This window comes from Microcystis sp. M015S2 (assembly GCF_020245945.1).
Taxonomy (GTDB): Bacteria; Cyanobacteriota; Cyanobacteriia; order Cyanobacteriales; family Microcystaceae; genus Microcystis.
The window spans coordinates 40,194-61,518 of record NZ_JADBTX010000099.1 but is presented as its reverse complement, the minus strand read 5'-3'; the positions used below and the strand labels follow the sequence as shown (position 1 = coordinate 61,518).

The window sequence follows — 21,325 nt, the reverse complement described above, 5'->3', positions numbered from 1 at the left end:
GTTCGTATAAATTCTATGGTCAAAATTGTTGGTATTAATGGCAGTTTACGCCCCGGATCCTATAGTACGATGGCGTTAGAAGTTGCTATCAGTCGAGTAGCGGCGTTAGGAGTAGAAACGGAGATAATTGACCTGAGAAAACTCTCTTTACCCTTCTGTAACGGGGGAGATGACTATTCTGACTATCCCGATGTGGCCAAAATGCAGCAAACGGTTAAATCGGCAGCGGGATTAATTTTGGCGACACCGGAGTATCATGGCAGTGTCAGTGGTGTGATGAAGAATGCCCTAGATTTAATGAGTTTTGAGGAGTTATCGGGAAAGGTTGCTGGATTAATCAGTGTTTTAGGCGGCCAATCCAATAGTAACGCCCTCAATGATTTAAGAATTATTCTCCGTTGGGTTCATGCTTGGGTAATTCCCGAACAAATTAGCTTAGGACAAGCGTGGAAAGTCTTCAACGAAGAAGGAAAAATCCTTGACGAGAAGCTTTCCCAACGTTTTGACGCTTTTGCGCGAAGTTTAGTCGATAATACCCGTAAACTCAACGAGATCTAGTAATATCAATGGTGATTTTACCAGTAAAATTGGGAATTGGGGCGGCAGGTTTCGATAATTGTACTCTTACCTGTCGCACGCCCTCGAGTTGTAGGATATCCTCAGCGATAACCGTGGCCAATTTTTCCACTAGGGCAAATTTGCTGGTTTCAATCTGGTGTTTGACAATTTTGATCGCCTGTCGATAATCTAGGGTATCTTCAATCGCGTCACTTTTGCCAGCAATGCTGATATCAACTTCTAGGGATAAATCCACCTCAAACCATTGACCTAAAACCTGTTCTTCGGCCAGATATCCTGTGTAACCGTAGGCACGAATTCCTGTAACGTGAATAGTATCCATAGATAGTTAAATTAAAAAACTGGTAGCGTTGGTCACAAAGATGAAGTGTAACCCAATTTGGTATCGACGACCCACTCCCGAAAACGAAAACTTCCTAGCCGACCATTAAGATAACTGCTATAAATTATAGTTTATACGGCTCTCACCTGTTCGGCGTAATCTTTGGGGCGTAGTTGACGGAAACCTTGAAAAGCTAATTTTCTCAAGTTTAGAGGTAAATAGGAAAGCAGTAAACCCAGTCTAGCCCGTCGGGATTTTCCTGACAATTTCGAGGCTTTTTCTATTAAAACTCGCCCAGCTTCGGTTTCTCCCTTTTCAATTAATTTTATTCCCAAAGATTCCTGTAAAAAAGCCGCCTTTTTCACTCTTTCTTCCTCTAATTTTACATCATTAAATTGATAACTTTCTGTACAAAACAATTTTGCTTGCAAAAAGTGAACCGCTTGTTGTAAGCTAGTTTGACCGCCATGAAAACGATATTCCATTAATAATTCTGGCAGAAAATAAGCTTGTTTTCCCGCTAAAGCTAAACGCACCAATAAATCAAAATCTTCACAACCATCAGCTTGAGAGCGCATATAATCCACATCGGCTAAAGATTGATAACGAAAAAGAGTCGAACCCACCTGTAAACTTTGATAGGAAAAAGTTTGTCTTTCTAAATCGGGAATAATCCCTTGTTGTAATCTGTCTTTGCCCCATTTCGCTGAATTTTCTTGGGTGGCAGCCGTAACTTTTTGTCCAAATTTATCAATAATCCAGTGATCGGTACAGACAAAATCAACCTTTTTTTCTTGATCTAAAATAGGGACAGTTTTCGCTAAAAATTCGGGAGTTAGTCCATCATCATCATCGAATTTAATAAAATATTCTCCCCGAGCAGCCGTAAAACCCGATCGCATATTTAAACTTCTACCAAGATTTTGGGGATGACGTAGATAAATTATTCTCGAATCCTGAAATGCTGCCACCACTTCTGGGGTATGATCAGAAGAACCATCATCACAAACAATTAACTCAAAATCTTCATAAGTCTGCCCCAAGACACTATTAATCGAATAGCTGAGATAATCGGCGCGGTTATAGGTGGGAATACAAACAGTTACTTTCGGCATAATATTTTCAGTAATCAGTTATCAGTAATCAGTAATCAGTTATCAGTGGAGAGTGTTATAGCAGTTATCTTAATGGTGAGATAGGAAGTTTTCCTTTTGGGGAGTCGGTCGTCAATACCAAATTAGGTTATACTTCATCTTTACGAGAAACGCTATCAGTAAAAAGCAATCTCCTGTCTCCTGTCTCCAGGTTAAAAAAGCATTTTTACATTTTTCCAAAGGAATGTTAAGTTTTAGGGTATTGAATGAGTAACCTTGATAGCCATGGCTCCTAAAATAGCAGGGATTATCTGTACCCACAACCGCGATCACTACCTAGCAGCAGCGATCGATAGTCTTTTAGCGCAAACCTGCCCAGATTGCGAGATTTTAGTGGTTGATAACGCATCTACCGATAAAACCCGTCAAGTGGCCGAGTCGCGTCTGGGAGATGGGCGGCTAAAATACGTTTACGAACCTATTTTAGGGCTATCTACCGCCAGAAATCGCGGGGCGAAGGAAACTAGAGCGCCGATTTTAGCCTATTTGGATGACGATGCGATCGCAAGTCCTCAATGGTTGCAAATTCTGTTAAATGCCTACGAAAATAACGAAAAATTGGCAGTAGCGGGGGGAAAAGTCACTTTAATTTGGCCGCAAGGCTACAGTCAACCCAATTGGTTATCCGATGAGTTAGCAGCGGGTTTAGGGGCTTTCGATTTGGGCGACAATGTGGTATACATCAGCCAGGCGAATTTAACTCCGCGAGGGGTTAATTACTCGATTCGGCGAGATTTCTTGGAGAAAATTGGCGGTTTTGACCCTAATTTGGGAAGAATTGGCAAAAAACTTCTCTCTAACGAGGAATTATACACTACAGAACTAGCACTCGCCCAGGAATGGCAAGTAGGCTATTTTCCCGCAGCATTGGTGGAACACAATGTTGCCCCAGAAAGAATCAATCGTCAATGGTTTATGCGTCGCAGTTGGTGGCAAGGCATCAGCGAACACTACCGGGAAGAAGTGGCAGGAAGGACGGGATTGGCTCAATTTAGGCGAGGAGGTGAGCGATTGGCGAGAGGATTAGTTAAATCTGTCAAATTTATCAATGATCCTGCTAAAAGCTTTGATAATCTTCTCTATGCCTACGGACAAATCGGTTATTTAAGCGAGGCCGCCAAGGCGATGTTAAACCTTCAAAAGTAAATTATTGTAAATAAATGGGTAAAAAAGCGTTAATTTGTGGTGTATCGGGGCAGGATGGAGCCTACCTAGCCGAATTACTGTTAAAAGCCGGCTATACAGTTTGTGGCACCTCCCGGGATGCCCAAATATCCTCTTTTAGTAACCTGAAACGTTTGGGAATCAAGGAACAGGTAAAACTAGAATCAATGGCACTGAATGACTTTCGCAGTGTCCTACAGGTCTTAATTAAAATTCAGCCCGATGAGATCTATAATTTGGCTGGACAAAGTTCTGTCGGTTTATCTTTTGAGCAGCCAGTGGAAACCTTAGAAAGTATTGCCACGGGAACCTTAAATCTCTTAGAAGCAATTCGATTTACCAGAGCAAAAATTAAATTATATAATGCAGGATCGAGTGAATGTTTCGGGGATATCGGCGATAATTCTGCCGATGAAAATACCCCTTTTCGTCCTCGCAGTCCCTACGCTGTGGCCAAATCGGCGGCTTTTTGGGAAGTGGCTAATTATCGAGAAGCCTACGGAATTTTTGCCTGTTCAGGCATACTTTTTAATCATGAATCTCCCCTACGTCCCGAGCGCTTTGTTACCCAAAAAATTATCGCTGCCGTGGCTAGAATTGCCCAGGGAAGTCCTGAGACTTTACACTTAGGAAATATGGATATTCAAAGGGATTGGGGTTGGGCGCCGGAGTACGTTGAAGCGATGTATTTAATGCTGCAACAGGAGCAACCCGATGATTACGTCATTGCCACGGGAGAAAGTTCAAAACTGGAGGATTTTGTCGCCACAGCTTTTGCTACTGTTGGCTTAAATTGGCAAGATCATGTAATTTCTGATCGAAGTTTATTAAGACCAACAGATTTAGCCATTAGTCGCGGCAATCCCCGCAAAGCTAAGGAAAAATTAGGTTGGCAAGCACGATACAAAATGACCGATATTGTCCGCATGATGGTAGAAAATCGTTTAGAAAAATAGCTATGAATATCTTAATGATTAGTTCTACTTTTCCCTATCCACCCACCAGAGGGGGAACTCAAGTTAGAACCTTCAATCTTTTAAAACACCTAGGTAAGAATCATGAAGTGACGATCCTGACTCGACCAAGTTCGGATGTTAGTAGGACTGAGATTGAAGCTTTGGAAAGATTTGTTAAGGAGGTAAAGATATTTCCCTATTCCAATTCTCCCAACCCTAGTATTTTAGGCAAAATAAATCGTTTTTATGATTTTATCATGCAGGGTACTCCTCCCAACGTTCGACAAGTATATAGTGCTGATATTCAAGTTTGGCTTGATCATGCCATTGATAGTCAAAAATTTGATGTTATTACTTGTGAGCATAGCGTCAATGAGATCTTTGTCCGTCCCCATTGGCAAAAAAAGCTTAAAACTATAGTAAATATACATAGTTCAGCCTATAGAACCTGCAAAAATCAATTAGAAATAGGAGTCAGTCCTAATCCTATTCGAGATACATTGTATTTACCACTTCTCGAACGTTACGAACGGAGATTTTGTCAGAAATTTAACTCTATAGTTGTCACCACTTCCGAAGACAAGGAGCAGATGAAAGAGTTGAACATTAATCGCCCTGTTATTGTAATTCCCAACGGCGTTGACTTGGAACTATTCCCCTATCGAGAAACCGATCCCAGTGGTTATCAAATTATTATGACGGGAGGCCTAGATTACAGTTCTAATATAGATGCAGTACGCTTTTTCAGTTTAGAAGTTTTCCCTATTTTACAACAAAAATATCCTGAGGTTACTCTGATACTTGTTGGTTCCAATCCTGCTCCATCGGTCATAGAATTAACAAAAAATTCTAAAATCACTGTCACAGGTCGAGTTCCATCTATGGCCGAGTATCTTCATCATGCTACTATTTGTGTTGTGGCAATGCGTTCGGGTTTTGGGATTAAAAATAAAACCCTAGAATCAATGGCTGCGGGAGTGCCAGTGGTGGCCAGCGATCGAGGTTTAGAAGGGTTAACAGTGGCAGGAAATAATGTTCCTTTAGCAGCCTTAAGAGCTAATAGTATTGAGGAATATTGTACGGCGATTAGTAGTCTTTTTGAATCGGCAGAGTTGCGAGAAAAATTATCTAGAAATGCTCGCAAATTAATCGAAGATCATTATACTTGGCAGCAAGCAGCTGCTAAGTACGAACAAGTTTTAGTTGCTGATATTTGTTAGACAATTTCTCTAATTTTTTGTAAATTAATATGCTATCAAATCAAATACCGGTGAAAATATCTGTTGTTGTTCCTCTGTATAACGAAGAAGAAAATATCGATGCTCTCTTTGGGCGACTTTTAGCGGTTTTAGAGACACTAAATACCAGTTATGAGATTGTTTGCGTTAATGATGGTAGTCGTGACAGTACTCTCAAAAATCTCGTGGAATATCATCAACGTTACCCACAAATTAAAGTGGTTAATTTATCCCGTAATTTTGGTAAAGATATTGCCATGTCAGCAGGAATTGATTACAGTCAAGGAATGGCAGTCATTCCTATTGATGCTGATTTACAAGATCCCCCCGAATTAATTGCCGAAATGATCGAAAAATGGCAGCAGGGTTATGATGTGGTTTATGCGTCCCGTCGGGTTAGAATTGGCGAAAGTTGGTTGAAACGTTTCACCGCAGAAGGTTTCTATCAAGTCATTAATAAATTAAGTCGGGTTCCTATTCCCCCTAATACGGGAGATTTTCGCTTGATTGATCGCCGAGTGGTAGAATCAATTAAAAAGATGCCCGAACGTCAAAGATTTATGAAAGGAATATTTGCTTGGGTGGGATATAAACAGACATCAATTTTATTCGATCGAGAACCCCGGTATCAAGGACAAACTAAATGGAATTACTGGAAATTATGGAATTTTGCCATTGATGGTATTACCTCTTTTAGTTTTTTACCTCTGAAAGTCTGGACTTATGTAGGATTTATCATTGCACTTGTTAGTCTTGTTTATGCTAGTTTTTTAATTCTCAGGACTATTATTTTAGGAATCGATGTACCCGGATACGCTTCTCTGATGGTTGCTGTCTTATTTTTAGGAGGAATTCAACTACTCACTCTTGGTATTATTGGCGAATATATTGGCAGGGTTTATGAAGAAGTAAAGGGTAGGCCACTTTATCTGGTTCGAGATTGTTATGGTTTTGAAAATCGGGAACAAGTTACTGATAAAATAACTCAAAATTAAGAGACTGACAAGAGGATAATTACATCTATGAATACCGAAGTTTTTCAGCAATTTTTTGCCTATTGTGTCGGTAGTTGGCAAACGGAAAGAACCTATCATTATCTAGCTGCTCAAGAAGTGGAACGTTCCCGCACTGAATTTCTCATCCAACCCCTCACCAGGGAGATTAAACAGAAAGTTCTGACAGATAATAACTATCCTGATATTGCCGATTTAGAAAGTATCCCCGGGTTTAATTTAGGTTTCTATACCATCTCGGAAAAAGGGGAAGAAGTACGACAAAATCTTAATCTTTTATTTGTGGTTAAAGCAGAAAATAATGGTTATTTAGAAGGGGATTATCTTCGTGATCGCGCCTACGAAGAAGCAAGACCAATTATCTCCGCTTTTCGCTTTGATTCCACCACCAGAGAGTTATTAATGACCACTAATTATACTCGCAGTGTTTCCGTGGATTCAATTACTTTAATCAATCCAGACCTGCGAATTCGCAAAATTATTAACTATCAACGTCCCCAGGAGGGAGAACCCTTAGAAAAAGTTCTCTTGGTCGGTTTTGGAGTTGAGTGTAAAGTCAGTTAAAAAAATATTTCTTCTCCCCCCTTGATTCTCCAGTCAAGGGGAGATTTTATCATCGAGTAACGATAGGATTAAGGAGCAAAAATAATGCTCAAAATCGGTAAACTTTCCCTAGAAAGTGGCGTTTCAATTAAAACGATTCGTTATTACGAGGAATTAGGACTAATTCAGTCCCCTGAAAGGACAGAGGGAAAATTTCGCCTATTTACCCCCGATACTGTCCATCGCTTGCTATTTGTCAAGAGATTACAATCTTTGGGTTTAAGTCTGCAAGAGATCCGCGAATGTTTAGTAATTCATGACCATGGAGAATTACCCTGTGGAGATATTCAAGAAAAATTAATTAAACATATTGCTGAGATCGATCAACAAGTGGAACAATTGCTTTTATTGCGTCAACAATTAACCGAAACCCTGCAAGGATGGACGGATACACCTGTAAAAGACGATCAATTTATTTGCCCTAATCTCAAGGTTTAACTATCATGAAAAAGTTAATTTTATTGGCAACTTTAGCAATGATTTCTACTCCTGTCATTGCTCAACATCTACATCCTCAGTCACCTCAACCTCAGACTTTACAAGCAATTCCTGACAATATACCAGCTTGGATGTATAACAAGCAACGTAATCATATTTATCCCCAAAGAGGGGTTTATAACAATGCAATTTATAATGTCAGAGATTTAGCTTTAGACTTGAATGCGATCGCTGTTGGTCATGCCTTTGCTTACGAAGATATCGTAACAGGAAAAGCGAAAGATTTAGAAACTAAGACATACCAAAAAATTAATTGGGTTTTAAAAAATCCGCCTAAATTTATGCCCGACGAGGGTAATATTTCTCCAACTTTTGGCAGAAAATACGGTGTTTTAGAACAGGTTTTCGAGTGGGCGCATATTTTCCATGCTCAAACCGTTGATGTTTTAGCCAGCAGCAAATTAACCAACGAGGAAAAAGAAGCAGAAATTGAAAAATTATATCAATTTTACTTGACAAAAGTTCCCTATGCTATCACGGGATTACCGATGAATATGGGTTATCTGGATTCCCAGCCCTATTCTAAAGCTTTTCGGCAGAAATATCCGAAAGTTAATGGCTTATTTTGGGGCTACCATTGGTTACAAGGAACCATGTATGACTTGCTTTATGAGAAAACTTTAGAGGAACAAAAACAGGCTTATAAACAGGTGGGAAAACAATACCATACTAAGGAATTATATCGCACCGATCGAGCTTTTATGCCGATGTTTGCTGGACTTAGTCCCAAGTTTGCCCGACGTTTTCCCGCAATATCTAACACCTTTGATAACCTGCATATGTTGCACGATATGGTTAATGATATTCTGGCATCAGATTGGCTAACTCCCCAACAAAAAGACGAACAAATTACCCGCGCTATTTGGTTAGTAATGGCTGCTAATCATCGGGAAATGGAAGCAGGAAAAAATTATGGTGGTGAAGGACTACATGATCATCGTTTTCAGTCAGGAATTCCGGGGATGGGATTAATGCCAACAGATATTTCTCACGAAGGTCATAATCACGAAAATCCTGATAATTCTGAGAAAAAACCTGATAATTCTCAGGGACATGAGGGGGGAGATCACCAACACCATAACCACGAAAATTACTCTCCAGAAAACCCTCCTAATACGGAGAAAAAACCTGACCACAGCAATGATCAAGAGGAACCGACAAAATGATAAGATTTTTATTAATTGCTGTGGGTTTGGTCGCCAGTTTAACTAATCCAGTTTTTGCCAACGATCATAACAATCTTGATTCCGGTCGTCCCCTTTCTTTTGATGATGCTGAAAGTATGGGTTTTGGGGAACAATCGATAGAATTTGGAGGAAGTCTAGTCTTTCCTGAAAACAGCAATGTCGGTGGTGAGTTTGATATTGAATACCTCAACGGTATTATTCGCAATGGTCATATTATTATCGGCATCGATCCGCAAGTGGGAGGACGAGTTAATAGTGATGATACAAGTTTTGATGTGGGAAATTTATCTGTAGGTTTTTTCTATAATTTCAATCGTGAATACGATAATGTTCCCGCTTTTGCTATTCGTGCTGATTTAGGATTACCGACAGGAAATAACGCCGGGGGATTAGATTTTCGTCTGCGGGGAATTGCCAGTAAAACTGTTGGTCAATTCGATCGCTTACATCTTAATCTCGATTTAAACATAAAAACTGACCCCGATAACGGCGATCGATCTTTTTTACCCGCTGCAATTCTCGGTTATTCGCGACCGATTGGTTATCCGAAACGCTTCGATCAAACTTTTTTAGCAGAATTGGGCGTAATTACCAGCGATAATAGTAATGGTGGGGTTTTAATTCGCACTGGAATGGGAATTCGTCAGCAAATTAATCGTCAAGGTGTGATCGATTTCGGTATCGAGGGAGATATTGCCACTAATAGCCATGATCAAAGTCAATTAAAGCTAAAAATTGGTTATTCTTTCAGATTTTAGCCTAGCATACTGAAGATTAATCTTCAGGTTAGAAAATCTGATTATTTATTCCCGCTTTTGCCTCTTCTCATAAGTAGCCTATACTCAACGAATTTAGTATAAAAAAGGAATAGAGCCTGAAACTCTACTCCTCAATCAAAATTTTCAGTTAATTTTTAACCCTATACCAGCGCAGAAGTCAAAGCTTCTTTGAGGATAGCGGCTTTATCGGTTTTTTCCCAGGGTAAATCGAGATCATTGCGACCAAAATGACCATAAGCGGCCACATCTTGGTAAAAACGATCGCCTCTTTCCGAGGGTAAACCGCGCAGGTTAAACGTTTGGATAATACCGGCCGGACGGAGTTCAAAGTATTTATTGATTAAGTCCAGAATCACATCATCGGCGACTTTGCCAGTGCCAAAGGTTTCCACGAAGAGACTCACCGGACGAGCTACCCCAATCGCATAACCCACTTGAATCTCGCACTTATCGGCCAAACCAGCAGCGACGATATTTTTGGCCACATAACGGCAAGCATAGGCCGCGGAGCGATCGACTTTGGTAGGATCCTTACCGGAGAAAGCGCCGCCACCGTGACGAGAATAGCCACCGTAGGTATCGACGATAATTTTCCGTCCCGTTAATCCCGCGTCGCCTTGGGGTCCACCAATGACGAATTTTCCGGTGGGATTAACCAGATAACGGGTATTGGCATCGGGTTTAATCTCTAAATCGCTGAAGACCGGTTGTACTACCGCTTCCCAGAGATCACTTTTAATCTTTTGTTGGACGAGATCATTATCGGTGATATCGCCGATAGTAGCATCGTGTTGGGTAGAAACAAGGATAGTATCGATACCCACGGGACGACCATCTTCATAAATGACCGATACTTGCGTTTTACCGTCGGGACGCAGATAGGACAGTTCACCCGTTTTTCTGACTGCCGCTAAACGGCGAGCGATGCGGTGGGCTAAACTAATCGGTAAGGGCATAAATTCGGGGGTTTCATTGCAAGCGAAACCGAAGACAATACCCTGGTCTCCTGCACCAATTTTATCGAGTTCATCATTGCTGAGAAGTTCGCGATTTTCCTGAGCAGCCGTGACACCCTGGGAAATATCGGGAGATTGTTCGTCTAAAGCGACTAAAACGGTGCAACTATTCGAGGAAAAGCCGTTATCTGCGTTGATATAGCCGATTTCAGCGATTTTCTTGCGAACTAAATCGACGAAATGAACCTGTGCTTTCGAGGTGATTTCACCAGTAATCAAGACTAAACCTGTATTGACAACCACTTCAGCCGCTACACGACTGTGGTCATCTTGGGATAACAGAGCATCGAGAATGGTATCAGAAATCTGGTCACAAATTTTATCGGGATGTCCCTCTGTAACCGATTCCGAGGTGAACAAATAACGTTTAGACAAGTGATGTCCCTCACATAGTAGTACATTTGAACATGAAAAGATTCTCGGAAATCTTTGATCATACAGTGTAACAGGGAATTTGTAGAGATCGAGTATTTTCAATAAGAAACCGCCCGAACATTGTCCGGACGGAGTGTGGTGTGAGGAGTGAACGGAAACTTTCGTCTCCGCTAATTCCATTGTAGAGGACAACTTAGAATCTTGAGCGATTTGAAACAAACTAGCCCAAAAAATTTTTATTTCTTGAAGGGGTTGACTAATGCCCGATCCCCGTCTCGATGATGTAGCCTGATTAATAGAGGTCGCAGAGCTATATGGAAAGATTATGACAGTCACAGCCGATTATTTAGAACAACTCAATCCTTCTCAGCGCCTTGCTGTCGAGCATTTTTGCGGCCCCTTGTTGGTGGTTGCTGGAGCAGGATCGGGAAAAACTAGCGCTTTAACCTATCGTATCGCCCATTTGATCCGTCATCACGGGGTCGATCCGGAAAATATTCTCGCGGTCACTTTTACCAATAAGGCGGCCCGGGAAATGAAAACTAGAATTGAAAAAACTTTTGCTCAACAGAAAGCACAGGAAAAATACGGTCAAAGATTAGAACTTTTAGAAGAATACGAACAGAAAAAACTCTTTTCTCAAGTTTATCGTAATTATACTAAAAAACTCTGGATCGGGACTTTTCACAGTCTTTGCGGTCGAATTTTGCGCTATGACATTAATAAATATCAGGATGAATATGGTCATAGTTGGCAAAGGAATTTTTCGATTATGGACGAGTCTGATGCCCAGAGTTTAGTAAAAAATATCGTCACTAAACAGATGAATTTAGATGATAAAAAATTTGATGCTCGCAATCTACGTTATGCGATTAGTAATGCCAAAAACTTAGGGTTAACTCCCAGGGATTACGCCAGAGAAAACCCTCATTTTCGGGGAAAGGTTATTTCTGAGGTTTATCAGGCTTATCAGATGCAATTGGCACAAAATAATGCCCTAGATTTTGATGATTTGATACTGGTTCCAGTCCGTCTTTTTCAGCAAAATGAATCTATTCTCGGTTATTGGCACACGCAATTTAAGCATATTTTAGTCGATGAATACCAAGACACTAACCGGATTCAGTACGAGTTAATTCGGCTTTTGTCCACCAATGGTGAAACGAAAAAAAGTGAGTGGAATTGGACGGATCGATCGATTTTTGTGGTAGGTGATGCCGACCAATCTATCTATAGTTTTCGGATGGCAGATTTCACTATTCTGCTCAATTTTCAAGCGGACTTTGGCGATGGTTTACCCGATGATGATACTCGCACGATGGTGAAACTACAGGAAAACTATCGTTCACGGGAAAATATTCTGCAAGCGGCCAATAAATTAATTGAAAAGAATAGTCAAAGAATCGATAAAGTCCTTGTTCCCACCAGAGAAGGGGGCGATAGTATCTATGTTTTTAAAGCCAGAGATGAACAGGAAGAAGCAGCTTTTGTTATCGATAAAATTCGAGAATTTACCCAAGAAAACCCCGAATTAAATTGGGGTAGTTTTGCCATTCTCTACCGAATTAATGCCCAATCTCGCCCCTTTGAAGATGGCTTAATTCGCAATAATATCCCCTATAATATTGTCGGGGGATTTAAATTTTATGATCGACAGGAGATTAAAGATGCGATCGCTTATTTACGAGTGATTGCCAATCCTGCCGATACCGTTAGTTTACTGAGAATTATTAACACTCCCCGGCGCGGTATTGGTAAAACCACAATCGATAATTTGCTCAAAGCTGCCCAAGAATTAGGAGTACCTTTATGGGAAATTATCAGCGATGAAACTTCCGTTAATACTCTCGCCGGTCGTGCGACTAAAAGCATCAATAAGTTAGCTAAAATTATCCAAAACCTGCAAGAAAAAATCACCGATTTATCCGCTAGTGAAATCCTAGATAAAATCATGGAAGATTCGGGATATATCGATGAATTAAAACAGCAGGGAACCGAGGAAGCTGATACCCGCATCGAGAATATTCAAGAATTGTATAGCGCCGTCGTACAATTCCAAGAAGAAAACGAAGAAACCAATCTCCAGGAATTTCTCGCTAATGCTAGTTTAGCCTCGGATTTAGATAATCTTCAGGAAGGTCAAGAAAAAGTCTCGTTAATGACCCTTCATTCCGCCAAAGGTTTAGAGTTTCCTATCGTCTTTTTAGTCGGTTTAGAACAGGGCATTTTTCCCCATAATCGTAGTTTAAACGATCCCATTGCCCTTGAGGAAGAACGCCGTTTGTGTTATGTGGGAGTGACTCGGGCCAAGGAACAATTATTTTTAACCTACGCAAAAGAAAGATATGTCTGGGGGAATAAAGAGATGAAGGTAGCTTCCCAATTTTTGCAGGAATTGCCCCCAGAATTGCTCACAAGCAACCTGAAACCGAAAAAGACCCCAAAAGTGGTTCCTATGGAAAAAGCTGTCTCCGATCAAAGAAAATGGCAGGTAGGCGATCGAGTGTTACACTCTACTTTTGGAGAAGGAGAAGTGACCCATATTCTCGGTACGGGCAAAAAAATGAATCTAGCGGTCAAATTTTCGGGTTTAGGTCAGAAAATCATCGATCCTCGCACCGCACCCATGCAACTTATCCACGAATAGGTAATCATCTGTAGGGTGGGTGAGGCGAAAATAAGTTATACTCTGACTAAAAATTGAGTATTCGCCGTAACCCACCGGCTTTTTACTCCCTATCTCCCCACTGATAACTGATTACTGTTCACTGATAACTGACACCCCCTGATTCCTCAACTCCGATCGCTACCTGCTGTTAGAATAGAGAATTGCGGTCAGACTGACGATAAAATTGAGAAGCTAAATCCTTGATTCTTAATAGTTGTTGAGAAACTTTCCGCCTACTATCGCAATTATCCGATAATATGGGCAACAGCGAGTTAGTCTATTAAGTCTGTTAAAATTGACCCCCGTTGGTCGTATTCGCGCACTGTCTAACCTTTATGATGAGGATCAGTTAATATGGAATCAATGCAACCCACCGAGACCAAAAATCCGATTAGAACGGATTCACCCGGGTCTCTGAGCAAACCCAGCAGCAGCAGCACCGAACAGATTTGGTCTGAATATGTAGAACCAGTTTGGGATTCGGTGATGTCCTATCTGGCTAATGTCCCCGATTATATCGGTAGTTTCTTCTCTGGATACAAAAAACCTTTAATCGTTCTGGGGGCAATTTTAGCGAGTTTTGTCACCGTGAAAGTTACCCTAGCGGTTTTAGATGCGATCGATGATATTCCCCTCCTTGCTCCTATCCTACAATTAGTTGGGATCGTTTATACTGGTTGGTTTGTCTGGCGCTATCTGCTCAAGGATGAAAATCGTCGCGAGTTATTAGCCGAAATTGATGCACTAAAAGCGCAAGTTTTTGGCAGTCACAATAACACTTTATAGAATCAAGCATAAAAAACAAAGGAGTTGAGTGTTTCCGCTCAACTCCTTTGTTTTTGCACAACAGCTTACACTAGAGTTCTTGCATAAGTAGGGTTTGCGGCAAAAAGTACGGGCGAAGCATTCGGATAGAAAATCTCCGGTTTCACCGATAGGTTATTGCCCGAATGCTTCGCCCCTACAGGACGCGGGCCGATGAAGACGCAAGGTTTTGAAGCACGATTCTCTCAAAATCTTGCACCTGTTTCGCGAGAAAAGCCACAAAACCGCTACCTTGCCTACATTTCACATTTATTCAGCAAACCCTAATTAATTTTTGAGAGGGCAAAAATGAGAAAAATAGGCATAAAATTGCCTAAAATTCCTAAATAGAGCATTAAATTGATTAATGCTCATTCTTAATTCTCCTGAATACTGAATACTGACTCCTGAATACTGAATACTGACTCCCGACTCGGAGAATACCGACTCCTAACCCCACCAACAAACTTTTTCAGCAAACCCTAGCTTAACACCATAGTTCGGGAACCCGTACCGATCGAGCCGTTGTCAGGGGGCCTTCTATTTCGGTAAATTAGCACTCGGAAGGTAAGAGTGCTAATCTGAAAAAAGCACTTACCCAAATACAAGACAAACGGAGGATATTCCATGGCTGCAGTCAGCATCAACGTAACTACTGTTAAACCCCTAGGCGATCGAGTTTTCGTCAAAGTTAGTCCCAGCGAAGAAAAAACCGCCGGTGGTATTTTCCTTCCCGACGCCGCTAAAGAAAAACCCCAAATCGGGGAAGTCGTGGCCGTCGGCCCCGGCAAACGCAACGATGACGGTAGCCGTACCCCCGTAGAAGTGGGTGTGGGTGACAAAGTTCTCTACTCCAAATATGCCGGAACCGATATCAAACTTGGTGGCGAAGAATTCGTTCTCCTCTCCGAAAAAGACATTCTCGCCGCCGTTTCCTAATCATCTACCCTTGAAAACCCCTATTTTGCCCGAATAACGATACATTATGGCTAAATCTATTATCTACAACGAAGATGCCCGTCGCGCCTTAGAAAAAGGCATGGATCTGCTGGCCGAAGCGGTGGCCGTCACCCTTGGCCCCAAAGGTCGTAACGTCGTCCTCGAAAAGAAATTTGGCGCACCCCAAATCGTCAATGATGGCATCACCATCGCTAAAGAAATCGAACTGGAAGACCATATCGAGAACACCGGTGTGGCTTTAATTCGCCAAGCCGCCTCAAAAACCAACGATGTAGCGGGTGATGGTACAACTACCGCCACCGTTCTCGCTCACGCTATTGTTAAAGAAGGTTTACGCAACGTCGCCGCCGGTGCTAACCCGATTTCTCTGAAAAAAGGGATCGATAAAGCTGCCGATTTCCTCGTCAGTCAAATCGCCAAACACGCGAAACCCGTAGAAGATTCCAAAGCGATCGCACAAGTGGGCGCTATCTCTGCCGGTAACGATGATGAAGTCGGTCAAATGATCGCCTCGGCCATGGATAAAGTCGGCAAAGAAGGCGTAATTTCCCTAGAAGAAGGGAAATCGATGACCACCGAACTAGAAATCACCGAAGGGATGCGTTTTGACAAAGGTTATATCTCTCCCTACTTTGTCACCGACACCGAACGCATGGAATGCGTTTTTGAGGATCCCGCTATTCTGATTACCGACAAAAAAATCGGTTTAGTACAGGATTTGGTTCCCATTCTCGAACAAGTGGCCCGTCAAGGTAAACCCCTAGTAATTATCGCCGAAGACATCGAAAAAGAAGCTTTGGCAACCCTAGTGGTTAACCGTCTGCGCGGTGTTCTTAACGTCACTGCGGTGAAAGCTCCAGGCTTTGGCGATCGCAGAAAAGCGATGTTAGAAGATATCGCCGTCTTAACCGGTGGTCAAGTCATTAGCGAAGATGCGGGTTTAAAACTGGAAACCACCAAAATTGACAGCTTAGGTACGGCCCGCCGTATCACTATGAACAAAGATACTACCACCATCGTCGCCGAAGGAAACGACGTGGCAGTGAAAACCCGTTGTGAGCAAATTCGCCGTCAAATCGAGGAAACCGATTCTTCCTACGATAAGGAAAAACTGCAAGAACGTCTGGCTAAATTAGCCGGCGGTGTGGCAGTGATTAAAGTCGGTGCTGCTACGGAAACGGAAATGAAAGACCGCAAATTGCGCTTAGAAGACGCGATTAACGCCACTAAAGCAGCCGTAGAAGAAGGTATCGTCCCCGGGGGTGGTACTACTTTGGCTCACCTCGCTCCTCAATTGGAAACTTGGGCAAAAGAAACCCTACACCATGAAGAATTAACCGGTGCTTTAATCGTTTCTCGCGCCATTGCTGCCCCCTTAAAACGGATTGCTGAAAATGCAGGCCAAAACGGTGCAGTTATTGCCGAACGGGTGAAAGAAAAGCCCTTTAATGTCGGTTATAATGCCGCTACCGGTGAGTTCTCCGATATGTTTGAGGCGGGTATCGTTGACCCCGCTAAAGTGACTCGTTCTGCCCTACAAAATGCCGCTTCGATCGCCGGTATGGTTTTAACTACCGAGTGTATTGTTGTGGATAAACCCGAAAAAGAAAAACCCGCTGCTCCCGCCGGCGGTGGAGATTTCGACTATTAATAATTAGTCTATTTTTTCTCAACTCGATCGCTTAAATGCGATCGAGTTTTTTTGAGAAATAATAGAAAACGGGTTTCTCGGAGAAACCCGTTTTCTCGCTCTGAAACCGCCTGATGTTCCATGCCACTTTCTAGCTACTTTGTCAATATCCTATAGAAAGAATTAATAGTTATATCGGGTAAATGATAACGATAACTGATCAATGGTTGAAAAGAAGAGACGGCTGCGATAGCCTCATCTACATAATTTCTTAACTTTTTTAGAGATCATGAAAACCTTACCTGTATCTTTGGTATTAGCGGGCGTTAGTAGTTTTCTTGTACTAACGGGGGGGGGTAAACCCTGTCCGTGCGGCGGTTCTGATTGGGAATCTCCCACAAACGAATGATAATAGTTTTAGTGGGATTTCTGGTTCCATTGTAAAAGCGTTAGCCTTTACCCTGCCCGCAGGTAACAATTACAGCCTCGACAACGCCATCCTGCGACTCGGGGACTACGAGAGTGGAGATGTTCCCCTCGTCCAGATCCGCAATGATGTGGGGGGCAGCAATCCGGGCAGTACCGTCCTCGCCAGTTTCACCAATCCCACCGCTCAAGGATCGGGAATCTTTAACTACACCTTCACTCCCACTGCTCCCTTCACGTTTACCGCCGGTACTAAATACTGGTTATCCGTTCAATCTAGCAGTGGAAATTTTGTCTGGAGTGCCTCTAATCCTAGCACAACCCCGACGGGAATCGCGACGTCATCGGGAAACCGGGCTTTAGTCGGCGGTTCTTTCGAGAACAGTAACGTTTTTAACAGTTTCCAGATCAACGCGACTGAGATAACCGGTCCGGTGGCCAGTACTCCCGAACCTACTGCGATCGCGGCGTTGTCCCTGTTCGGATTGGGATTACTGGGGGTTAAAGGTCGTCGGAACGAGGGGTAACAATAGCTTGATTCATCAATCAACCCTCATAGTAGCTTGATTCATGAATCAAGCTACCCCAACCCCCCCCCGATGTCGGGGGGGTTGGGGGGGCGATGTCGGGGTAGCAAGGGGGGGGAGCTTTTAAGGATTCGGAATCGATCGCAGCAGCAGAGTCAGAATACTGGTTAATACTGCCACCACCACGGGAATAATCAACGATTTTGCTCCCTTAAGGTCCGATACATCCTGAATTAAAGCGTCCTGTGTTCCCTCTACTTTTTCCCATCGCCTATCAATACTTTTGAGTTCGGTTTTCACCTCGGCCATATCTACTTTTAGATCGGTGAAATCTTTCTGTAAAGAGTCTAATTTTTCCGTGATATTTGTCAGGATAATTTCTAGGGAATCGGTGACGGGGGATTGACTCATCTGAATTTCCGGGAATATTCGATCGCCTAGTAATATTGTAGGCTGATAATCGTTATTGGTAATTCTGCGATCTTTCGGGAGTGACGGAATTACAACGATCGCATTGATCAAATATCTTCTTCAGAAAGTCCCGCTTGTTTCAAAAAATGCTTGAGTAATCCGATTTTTAAATCCTGATTTCCGTGAATCGGCACAGAGATACGGGTGGGATTATCCGGCTGACAGTAAATGTGATGGCTACCTTGAATTCTCAATAATTCCCATCCGTGACGCTCTCAAATTTTGGCGAACTTTTTCCCGGAAATTGATTTCATATCGCTATCTCTAGAATCCGAGTTTTCGGATCAGTTGGCAAGGATTCCACATCTAGGGATAGACAGCCTTCGATCGCCTCGTGTAAATTCTCTAGTAGTTCCTCGAAAGTTTCTGCTTGGGTGGCACAGCCGGGGAGCGCCGGGACTTCCCCCCAGAAGCCACCTTCCTCCGCCTCGTGAACGATAACTTTCATTTTCATTGCTTATCTCCTAGATCGATCAATGGGAGGGATAGATAGATAAATTATCACCACCCCTAAAATCTAACATTTCTACGGGGTTGTATAAATAATCAGTCTTCAATAACTGGATTTAGTCTAAATATTGTAGGCTGTTTTTGTAGGTGATGCAATCCTTACCAACTGACGACATTCTGTTTTAATGGCTTGTTGTAGTTCTTGTGCCTCTGAATCGCTTAAAATGCCTGAAAAATTGGCCAGAGGATGACTGTTGCCTGTTGCCTGAACTCGATGTAAAAAATCTAACACGGTTTCTATTAGATCATCAGGTGCTTGTTCGAGTTCTTGAATTAATTGTTGACGATGGTTCATAGACAGTCTGAACGAGTAATACAGTAAATGTGATGGCTACCTTGAATTCTCAATGACGTTCTCAAATTTTGGCGAACTTTTTCCCAGAAATAGATCTTAATTGACTCATCTGAATTTCGGAGATTATTCGATCGCCTAGTAATATTGTAGGCTGATAATCGTTGCCGTTGCCTCTGGATTGGTAATTCTGCCATCTTTCGGGAGTGATAGAATGCGAAGTATCCCCCGCAACAAGGAATTTAGCTTATGAGTCAATCGGGAGAAACCGTCACCTATTCCCTAGAAGCCATCCTGACGCGGATCGAGGGAAAGATCGATCAAATCGATGATCGCCAGACAAAACTAGAGGTAGGACAGGCAAAATTAATCGAGAAAGTCGAGGGAATGGATAAGCGGTTAGAAAGGCTAGAAAACGAACAATCGGGGCTAGTTAAGGATATATCCGATTTAAAAGGGGCGAAATCGCTGATTATCCCCGTAACCGTCGCGATTATTACCGCCATACTCACGGTTTTCCTTCGTTCTTTACCCTCTCCCTAGACGAATCGCGCCCGGCCTAGAAATTGCCAAGTGTAGCGGAACGATCGCCAGCTGGCGGGGGTTAGGGAGATGGGCAGAAATTCCTTTTCCATTCGCCCGCAGGTAAGCTGTTGACTATCTAAATTACTGGTTAAGACTGTCTATGAGCGCCGGAGTTGGGAGCGGGGAGAGGTAGTTCGAGCATTTGTACTAAACTTTTCAAGACGCGGTTTCAAGGCAGTACAGCTTATCTATACCAGGATTTCGGCAAAACATGAAAATTATCGCCTACACCTATACCAATCCCCTGCTCGATAGTCCCCCCGATGCCTCGATTTGGACCTATTCTCCCGAACAAGTGTATCAGGATTTTGGCGATCGCTCACAACGGCAGCAACTGCTCCGCGATTGTCAAGAGACTCCCCCCCGACTGCTGATCCTGCGTCGTCTAGCAGAATTGGGAGACAATGGCACGGAAGTTAGCAAAATTTTACAATCCTTAGAAGCCCTCGACATAGATATAATTGCCCTAGAAGACCCAGATTATAAGCTGAATTTTGCCAAGATTCTGCAAGAAATATCAAAAAACGAACTAAGTAATCGTTTAAAAGCAGGTCACGCTCACAATCGTCTGCAAGCTTTGCCTCCCCCCGGAAAAGCACCCTACGGTTATCGTCGTGGCAAGGAGCGTTATATACTCGATCGCAGTACCGCACCAGTAGTCAAAGACTTTTTTGATCGCTTTTTGATTTCCGCTTCCCTGCGTTCCACGGTGCGCTATCTAGAAAAACGCTACGGTAAAAAGATATCGGTAGCTACTGCCCATAAATGGCTGACTAATCCCGTTTATCGCGGCGATTTGTGCTATCTCGGTCAAGATATTATCCCCGATACCCACACCCCGATTATCTCCCGGGAAGAAGCGGCCCAGATCGATCGCATCCTGAGAAATAATCGCAAATTACCCCCCCGCAGTGCCAGCGCCCCGCGTTCCTTAGCGGGTTTAGTCGTCTGTAGTCAATGTCAATCGGGGATGACGATTACCAAAGTCACAGCGCGAGGAAAGGGTCTAGAATACCTCTATTTGCGACCTTTGCAATGTCCCCGGACAAAAAAATGTTCGGCGATCGCTTATGAAAAAATTCTTCATAGCACAATCGAGCGCATTTGTCAAGACCTACCACCGACGATCGCTCAGATATCTTTACCGGATTTAGAGGGGATCAAACGGGGAATGAGCGAGGAAATAGGGCAAAAAAACGATATTTTGTCCCAATTGCCCTCCCTAGAAGCGGCGGGAATTTTAGATCAAGAAACGGCTAATCTACGGGCCTATAAACTGAAAAACGAGATCGCGCAGATTCAAGGACGTTTAGACCAATTACCCCCCGATAACCTGACTATTATCGCTCGTGCCGTTGCTTTTCCGCAATTTTGGCGAGATTTATCGGAAATCGAGCGCCGTTTTTATTTTCGCGAGTTTATCCGTCGCATCGAAATCGAGAGGGAAACGGCTAATAATTGGCATTTACGTTTAATATTCGTTTTTTAAGAGTCTCGGACAATCTTAAAGTTAGCTAAAAATTGAGGAATGTTTGAGCGATCAATGCTAAGAAAAAGGCAAACAGCGA

22 protein-coding genes and 1 pseudogene are annotated in these 21,325 nt (G+C 42.7%); 16 read left to right on the top strand and 7 right to left on the bottom strand.

From position 1 onward, the window contains the following. Positions 1–15 precede the first annotated feature (15 nt). Entirely contained in the window at positions 16–558 is a 543-nt protein-coding gene (locus tag IM473_RS17480; RefSeq protein WP_287658024.1) for an NADPH-dependent FMN reductase, read from the top strand. Here IM473_RS17480 and folB read toward each other — a convergent pair. Beyond that, on the bottom strand, positions 545–901 hold the full coding sequence (folB, locus tag IM473_RS17475) for a dihydroneopterin aldolase (RefSeq protein ID WP_287658023.1): 357 nt from the start codon (positions 899–901) through the stop codon (positions 545–547). The genes IM473_RS17480 and folB overlap by 14 nt on opposite strands. A gap of 131 nt (positions 902–1,032) precedes the next feature. After that, entirely contained in the window at positions 1,033–2,016 is a 984-nt protein-coding gene (locus IM473_RS17470) for a glycosyltransferase family 2 protein (protein ID WP_287658022.1), read from the bottom strand. A gap of 264 nt (positions 2,017–2,280) precedes the next feature. Here IM473_RS17470 and IM473_RS17465 point away from each other — a divergent pair, with 264 nt between their 5' ends. The 8 genes from IM473_RS17465 to IM473_RS17430 all read left to right on the top strand — a co-directional run bounded on the left by IM473_RS17465 (position 2,281) and on the right by IM473_RS17430 (position 9,472). Then, positions 2,281–3,201 carry a glycosyltransferase family 2 protein gene (locus IM473_RS17465; protein ID WP_287658021.1) on the top strand — a complete coding sequence of 307 codons (921 nt, stop codon included), beginning with the start codon at positions 2,281–2,283 and terminating at the stop codon, positions 3,199–3,201. 14 nt (positions 3,202–3,215) lie between these two features. Further along, a complete protein-coding gene (locus IM473_RS17460; protein ID WP_287658020.1) occupies positions 3,216–4,175 on the top strand; it encodes a GDP-mannose 4,6-dehydratase in 960 nt (319 codons plus the stop codon). Positions 4,176–4,177: 2 nt separating this feature from the next. Then, entirely contained in the window at positions 4,178–5,395 is a 1,218-nt protein-coding gene (locus IM473_RS17455; protein WP_287658019.1) for a glycosyltransferase family 4 protein, read from the top strand. 29 nt (positions 5,396–5,424) lie between these two features. Beyond that, positions 5,425–6,408, top strand: coding sequence for a glycosyltransferase family 2 protein (locus IM473_RS17450; RefSeq protein WP_287658018.1), 984 nt, complete (start codon positions 5,425–5,427; stop codon positions 6,406–6,408). A 27-nt stretch (positions 6,409–6,435) separates the two neighbouring features. Then, on the top strand, positions 6,436–6,990 hold the full coding sequence (locus tag IM473_RS17445) for a phycobiliprotein lyase (RefSeq protein ID WP_004160041.1): 555 nt from the start codon (positions 6,436–6,438) through the stop codon (positions 6,988–6,990). An 84-nt stretch (positions 6,991–7,074) separates the two neighbouring features. Continuing rightward, the gene (locus IM473_RS17440) at positions 7,075–7,467 is read left to right on the top strand and encodes a MerR family DNA-binding protein (RefSeq protein ID WP_287658017.1); all 393 of its coding nucleotides are present in this window, start codon (positions 7,075–7,077) and stop codon (positions 7,465–7,467) included. Between the two features lie 5 nt (positions 7,468–7,472). Then, a complete protein-coding gene (locus IM473_RS17435; protein ID WP_287658016.1) occupies positions 7,473–8,693 on the top strand; it encodes a hypothetical protein in 1,221 nt (406 codons plus the stop codon). After that, positions 8,690–9,472 (top strand): hypothetical protein, encoded by a 783-nt coding sequence (locus IM473_RS17430; RefSeq protein ID WP_287658015.1) that lies wholly within the window; start codon positions 8,690–8,692, stop codon positions 9,470–9,472. Before IM473_RS17435 ends, IM473_RS17430 begins: the two co-directional genes overlap by 4 nt. 161 nt (positions 9,473–9,633) lie before the next feature. On the opposite strand, the gene metK is transcribed toward IM473_RS17430, so the two are convergent. After that, complete coding sequence (gene metK / locus IM473_RS17425) at positions 9,634–10,884, bottom strand: methionine adenosyltransferase (RefSeq protein WP_287658014.1); 1,251 nt, start codon at positions 10,882–10,884, stop codon at positions 9,634–9,636. A 325-nt stretch (positions 10,885–11,209) separates the two neighbouring features. On the opposite strand from metK, the gene pcrA reads away from it, so the two are divergent. The 5 genes from pcrA to IM473_RS17400 all read left to right on the top strand — a co-directional run bounded on the left by pcrA (position 11,210) and on the right by IM473_RS17400 (position 17,899). Further along, a complete protein-coding gene (gene pcrA / locus IM473_RS17420) occupies positions 11,210–13,531 on the top strand; it encodes a DNA helicase PcrA (protein WP_287658013.1) in 2,322 nt (773 codons plus the stop codon). A 375-nt stretch (positions 13,532–13,906) separates the two neighbouring features. Continuing rightward, on the top strand, positions 13,907–14,338 hold the full coding sequence (locus tag IM473_RS17415; RefSeq protein ID WP_110578193.1) for a CAAD domain-containing protein: 432 nt from the start codon (positions 13,907–13,909) through the stop codon (positions 14,336–14,338). A gap of 645 nt (positions 14,339–14,983) precedes the next feature. Next, the gene (gene groES, locus IM473_RS17410) at positions 14,984–15,295 is read left to right on the top strand and encodes a co-chaperone GroES (RefSeq protein WP_002737272.1); all 312 of its coding nucleotides are present in this window, start codon (positions 14,984–14,986) and stop codon (positions 15,293–15,295) included. A gap of 46 nt (positions 15,296–15,341) precedes the next feature. Next, a complete protein-coding gene (groL, locus tag IM473_RS17405) occupies positions 15,342–16,967 on the top strand; it encodes a chaperonin GroEL (protein WP_151694414.1) in 1,626 nt (541 codons plus the stop codon). Between the two features lie 359 nt (positions 16,968–17,326). Beyond that, positions 17,327–17,899, top strand: a complete 573-nt coding sequence (locus tag IM473_RS17400) for a choice-of-anchor R domain-containing protein (RefSeq protein ID WP_353738139.1) — start codon at positions 17,327–17,329, stop codon at positions 17,897–17,899. Positions 17,900–18,022: 123 nt separating this feature from the next. Here IM473_RS17400 and IM473_RS17395 read toward each other — a convergent pair whose 3' ends face one another. The 4 genes and pseudogenes from IM473_RS17395 to IM473_RS17380 all read right to left on the bottom strand — a co-directional run bounded on the left by IM473_RS17395 (position 18,023) and on the right by IM473_RS17380 (position 19,175). Next, a complete protein-coding gene (locus IM473_RS17395) occupies positions 18,023–18,310 on the bottom strand; it encodes a shikimate dehydrogenase (RefSeq protein WP_287658012.1) in 288 nt (95 codons plus the stop codon). 107 nt (positions 18,311–18,417) lie between these two features. Beyond that, positions 18,418–18,573: pseudogene (locus IM473_RS17390) on the bottom strand (type II toxin-antitoxin system HicA family toxin); the annotation flags it as partial. 47 nt (positions 18,574–18,620) lie between these two features. Next, positions 18,621–18,824 (bottom strand): type II toxin-antitoxin system HicB family antitoxin, encoded by a 204-nt coding sequence (locus IM473_RS17385; protein ID WP_287658011.1) that lies wholly within the window; start codon positions 18,822–18,824, stop codon positions 18,621–18,623. Between the two features lie 117 nt (positions 18,825–18,941). Beyond that, complete coding sequence (locus tag IM473_RS17380; protein WP_004162600.1) at positions 18,942–19,175, bottom strand: hypothetical protein; 234 nt, start codon at positions 19,173–19,175, stop codon at positions 18,942–18,944. Between the two features lie 246 nt (positions 19,176–19,421). On the opposite strand from IM473_RS17380, the gene IM473_RS17375 reads away from it, so the two are divergent. Then, the gene (locus tag IM473_RS17375; protein WP_193961568.1) at positions 19,422–19,715 is read left to right on the top strand and encodes a hypothetical protein; all 294 of its coding nucleotides are present in this window, start codon (positions 19,422–19,424) and stop codon (positions 19,713–19,715) included. Between the two features lie 253 nt (positions 19,716–19,968). Then, entirely contained in the window at positions 19,969–21,246 is a 1,278-nt protein-coding gene (locus IM473_RS17370; RefSeq protein WP_287658010.1) for a recombinase family protein, read from the top strand. The last annotated feature ends 79 nt before the right edge of the window (positions 21,247–21,325 follow it).

What these genes read in the sequence shown, in the direction of transcription:
- IM473_RS17395 (WP_287658012.1), bottom strand. Translation starts at nt 18,310, where the DNA reads ATGAGTCAATCCCCCGTCACCGATTCCCTAGAAATTATCCTGACAAAT.
- IM473_RS17435 (WP_287658016.1), top strand. Translation starts at nt 7,473, where the DNA reads ATGAAAAAGTTAATTTTATTGGCAACTTTAGCAATGATTTCTACTCCT.
- IM473_RS17375 (WP_193961568.1), top strand. Translation starts at nt 19,422, where the DNA reads ATGAGTCAATCGGGAGAAACCGTCACCTATTCCCTAGAAGCCATCCTG.
- groES (WP_002737272.1), top strand. Translation starts at nt 14,984, where the DNA reads ATGGCTGCAGTCAGCATCAACGTAACTACTGTTAAACCCCTAGGCGAT.
- folB (WP_287658023.1), bottom strand. Translation starts at nt 901, where the DNA reads ATGGATACTATTCACGTTACAGGAATTCGTGCCTACGGTTACACAGGA.
- IM473_RS17370 (WP_287658010.1), top strand. Translation starts at nt 19,969, where the DNA reads ATGAAAATTATCGCCTACACCTATACCAATCCCCTGCTCGATAGTCCC.
- IM473_RS17430 (WP_287658015.1), top strand. Translation starts at nt 8,690, where the DNA reads ATGATAAGATTTTTATTAATTGCTGTGGGTTTGGTCGCCAGTTTAACT.
- IM473_RS17415 (WP_110578193.1), top strand. Translation starts at nt 13,907, where the DNA reads ATGGAATCAATGCAACCCACCGAGACCAAAAATCCGATTAGAACGGAT.
- IM473_RS17470 (WP_287658022.1), bottom strand. Translation starts at nt 2,016, where the DNA reads ATGCCGAAAGTAACTGTTTGTATTCCCACCTATAACCGCGCCGATTAT.
- IM473_RS17480 (WP_287658024.1), top strand. Translation starts at nt 16, where the DNA reads ATGGTCAAAATTGTTGGTATTAATGGCAGTTTACGCCCCGGATCCTAT.
- IM473_RS17380 (WP_004162600.1), bottom strand. Translation starts at nt 19,175, where the DNA reads ATGAACCATCGTCAACAATTAATTCAAGAACTCGAACAAGCACCTGAT.
- IM473_RS17465 (WP_287658021.1), top strand. Translation starts at nt 2,281, where the DNA reads ATGGCTCCTAAAATAGCAGGGATTATCTGTACCCACAACCGCGATCAC.
- groL (WP_151694414.1), top strand. Translation starts at nt 15,342, where the DNA reads ATGGCTAAATCTATTATCTACAACGAAGATGCCCGTCGCGCCTTAGAA.
- IM473_RS17385 (WP_287658011.1), bottom strand. Translation starts at nt 18,824, where the DNA reads ATGAAAATGAAAGTTATCGTTCACGAGGCGGAGGAAGGTGGCTTCTGG.
- IM473_RS17460 (WP_287658020.1), top strand. Translation starts at nt 3,216, where the DNA reads ATGGGTAAAAAAGCGTTAATTTGTGGTGTATCGGGGCAGGATGGAGCC.
- pcrA (WP_287658013.1), top strand. Translation starts at nt 11,210, where the DNA reads ATGACAGTCACAGCCGATTATTTAGAACAACTCAATCCTTCTCAGCGC.
- IM473_RS17445 (WP_004160041.1), top strand. Translation starts at nt 6,436, where the DNA reads ATGAATACCGAAGTTTTTCAGCAATTTTTTGCCTATTGTGTCGGTAGT.
- IM473_RS17450 (WP_287658018.1), top strand. Translation starts at nt 5,425, where the DNA reads ATGCTATCAAATCAAATACCGGTGAAAATATCTGTTGTTGTTCCTCTG.
- IM473_RS17455 (WP_287658019.1), top strand. Translation starts at nt 4,178, where the DNA reads ATGAATATCTTAATGATTAGTTCTACTTTTCCCTATCCACCCACCAGA.
- IM473_RS17440 (WP_287658017.1), top strand. Translation starts at nt 7,075, where the DNA reads ATGCTCAAAATCGGTAAACTTTCCCTAGAAAGTGGCGTTTCAATTAAA.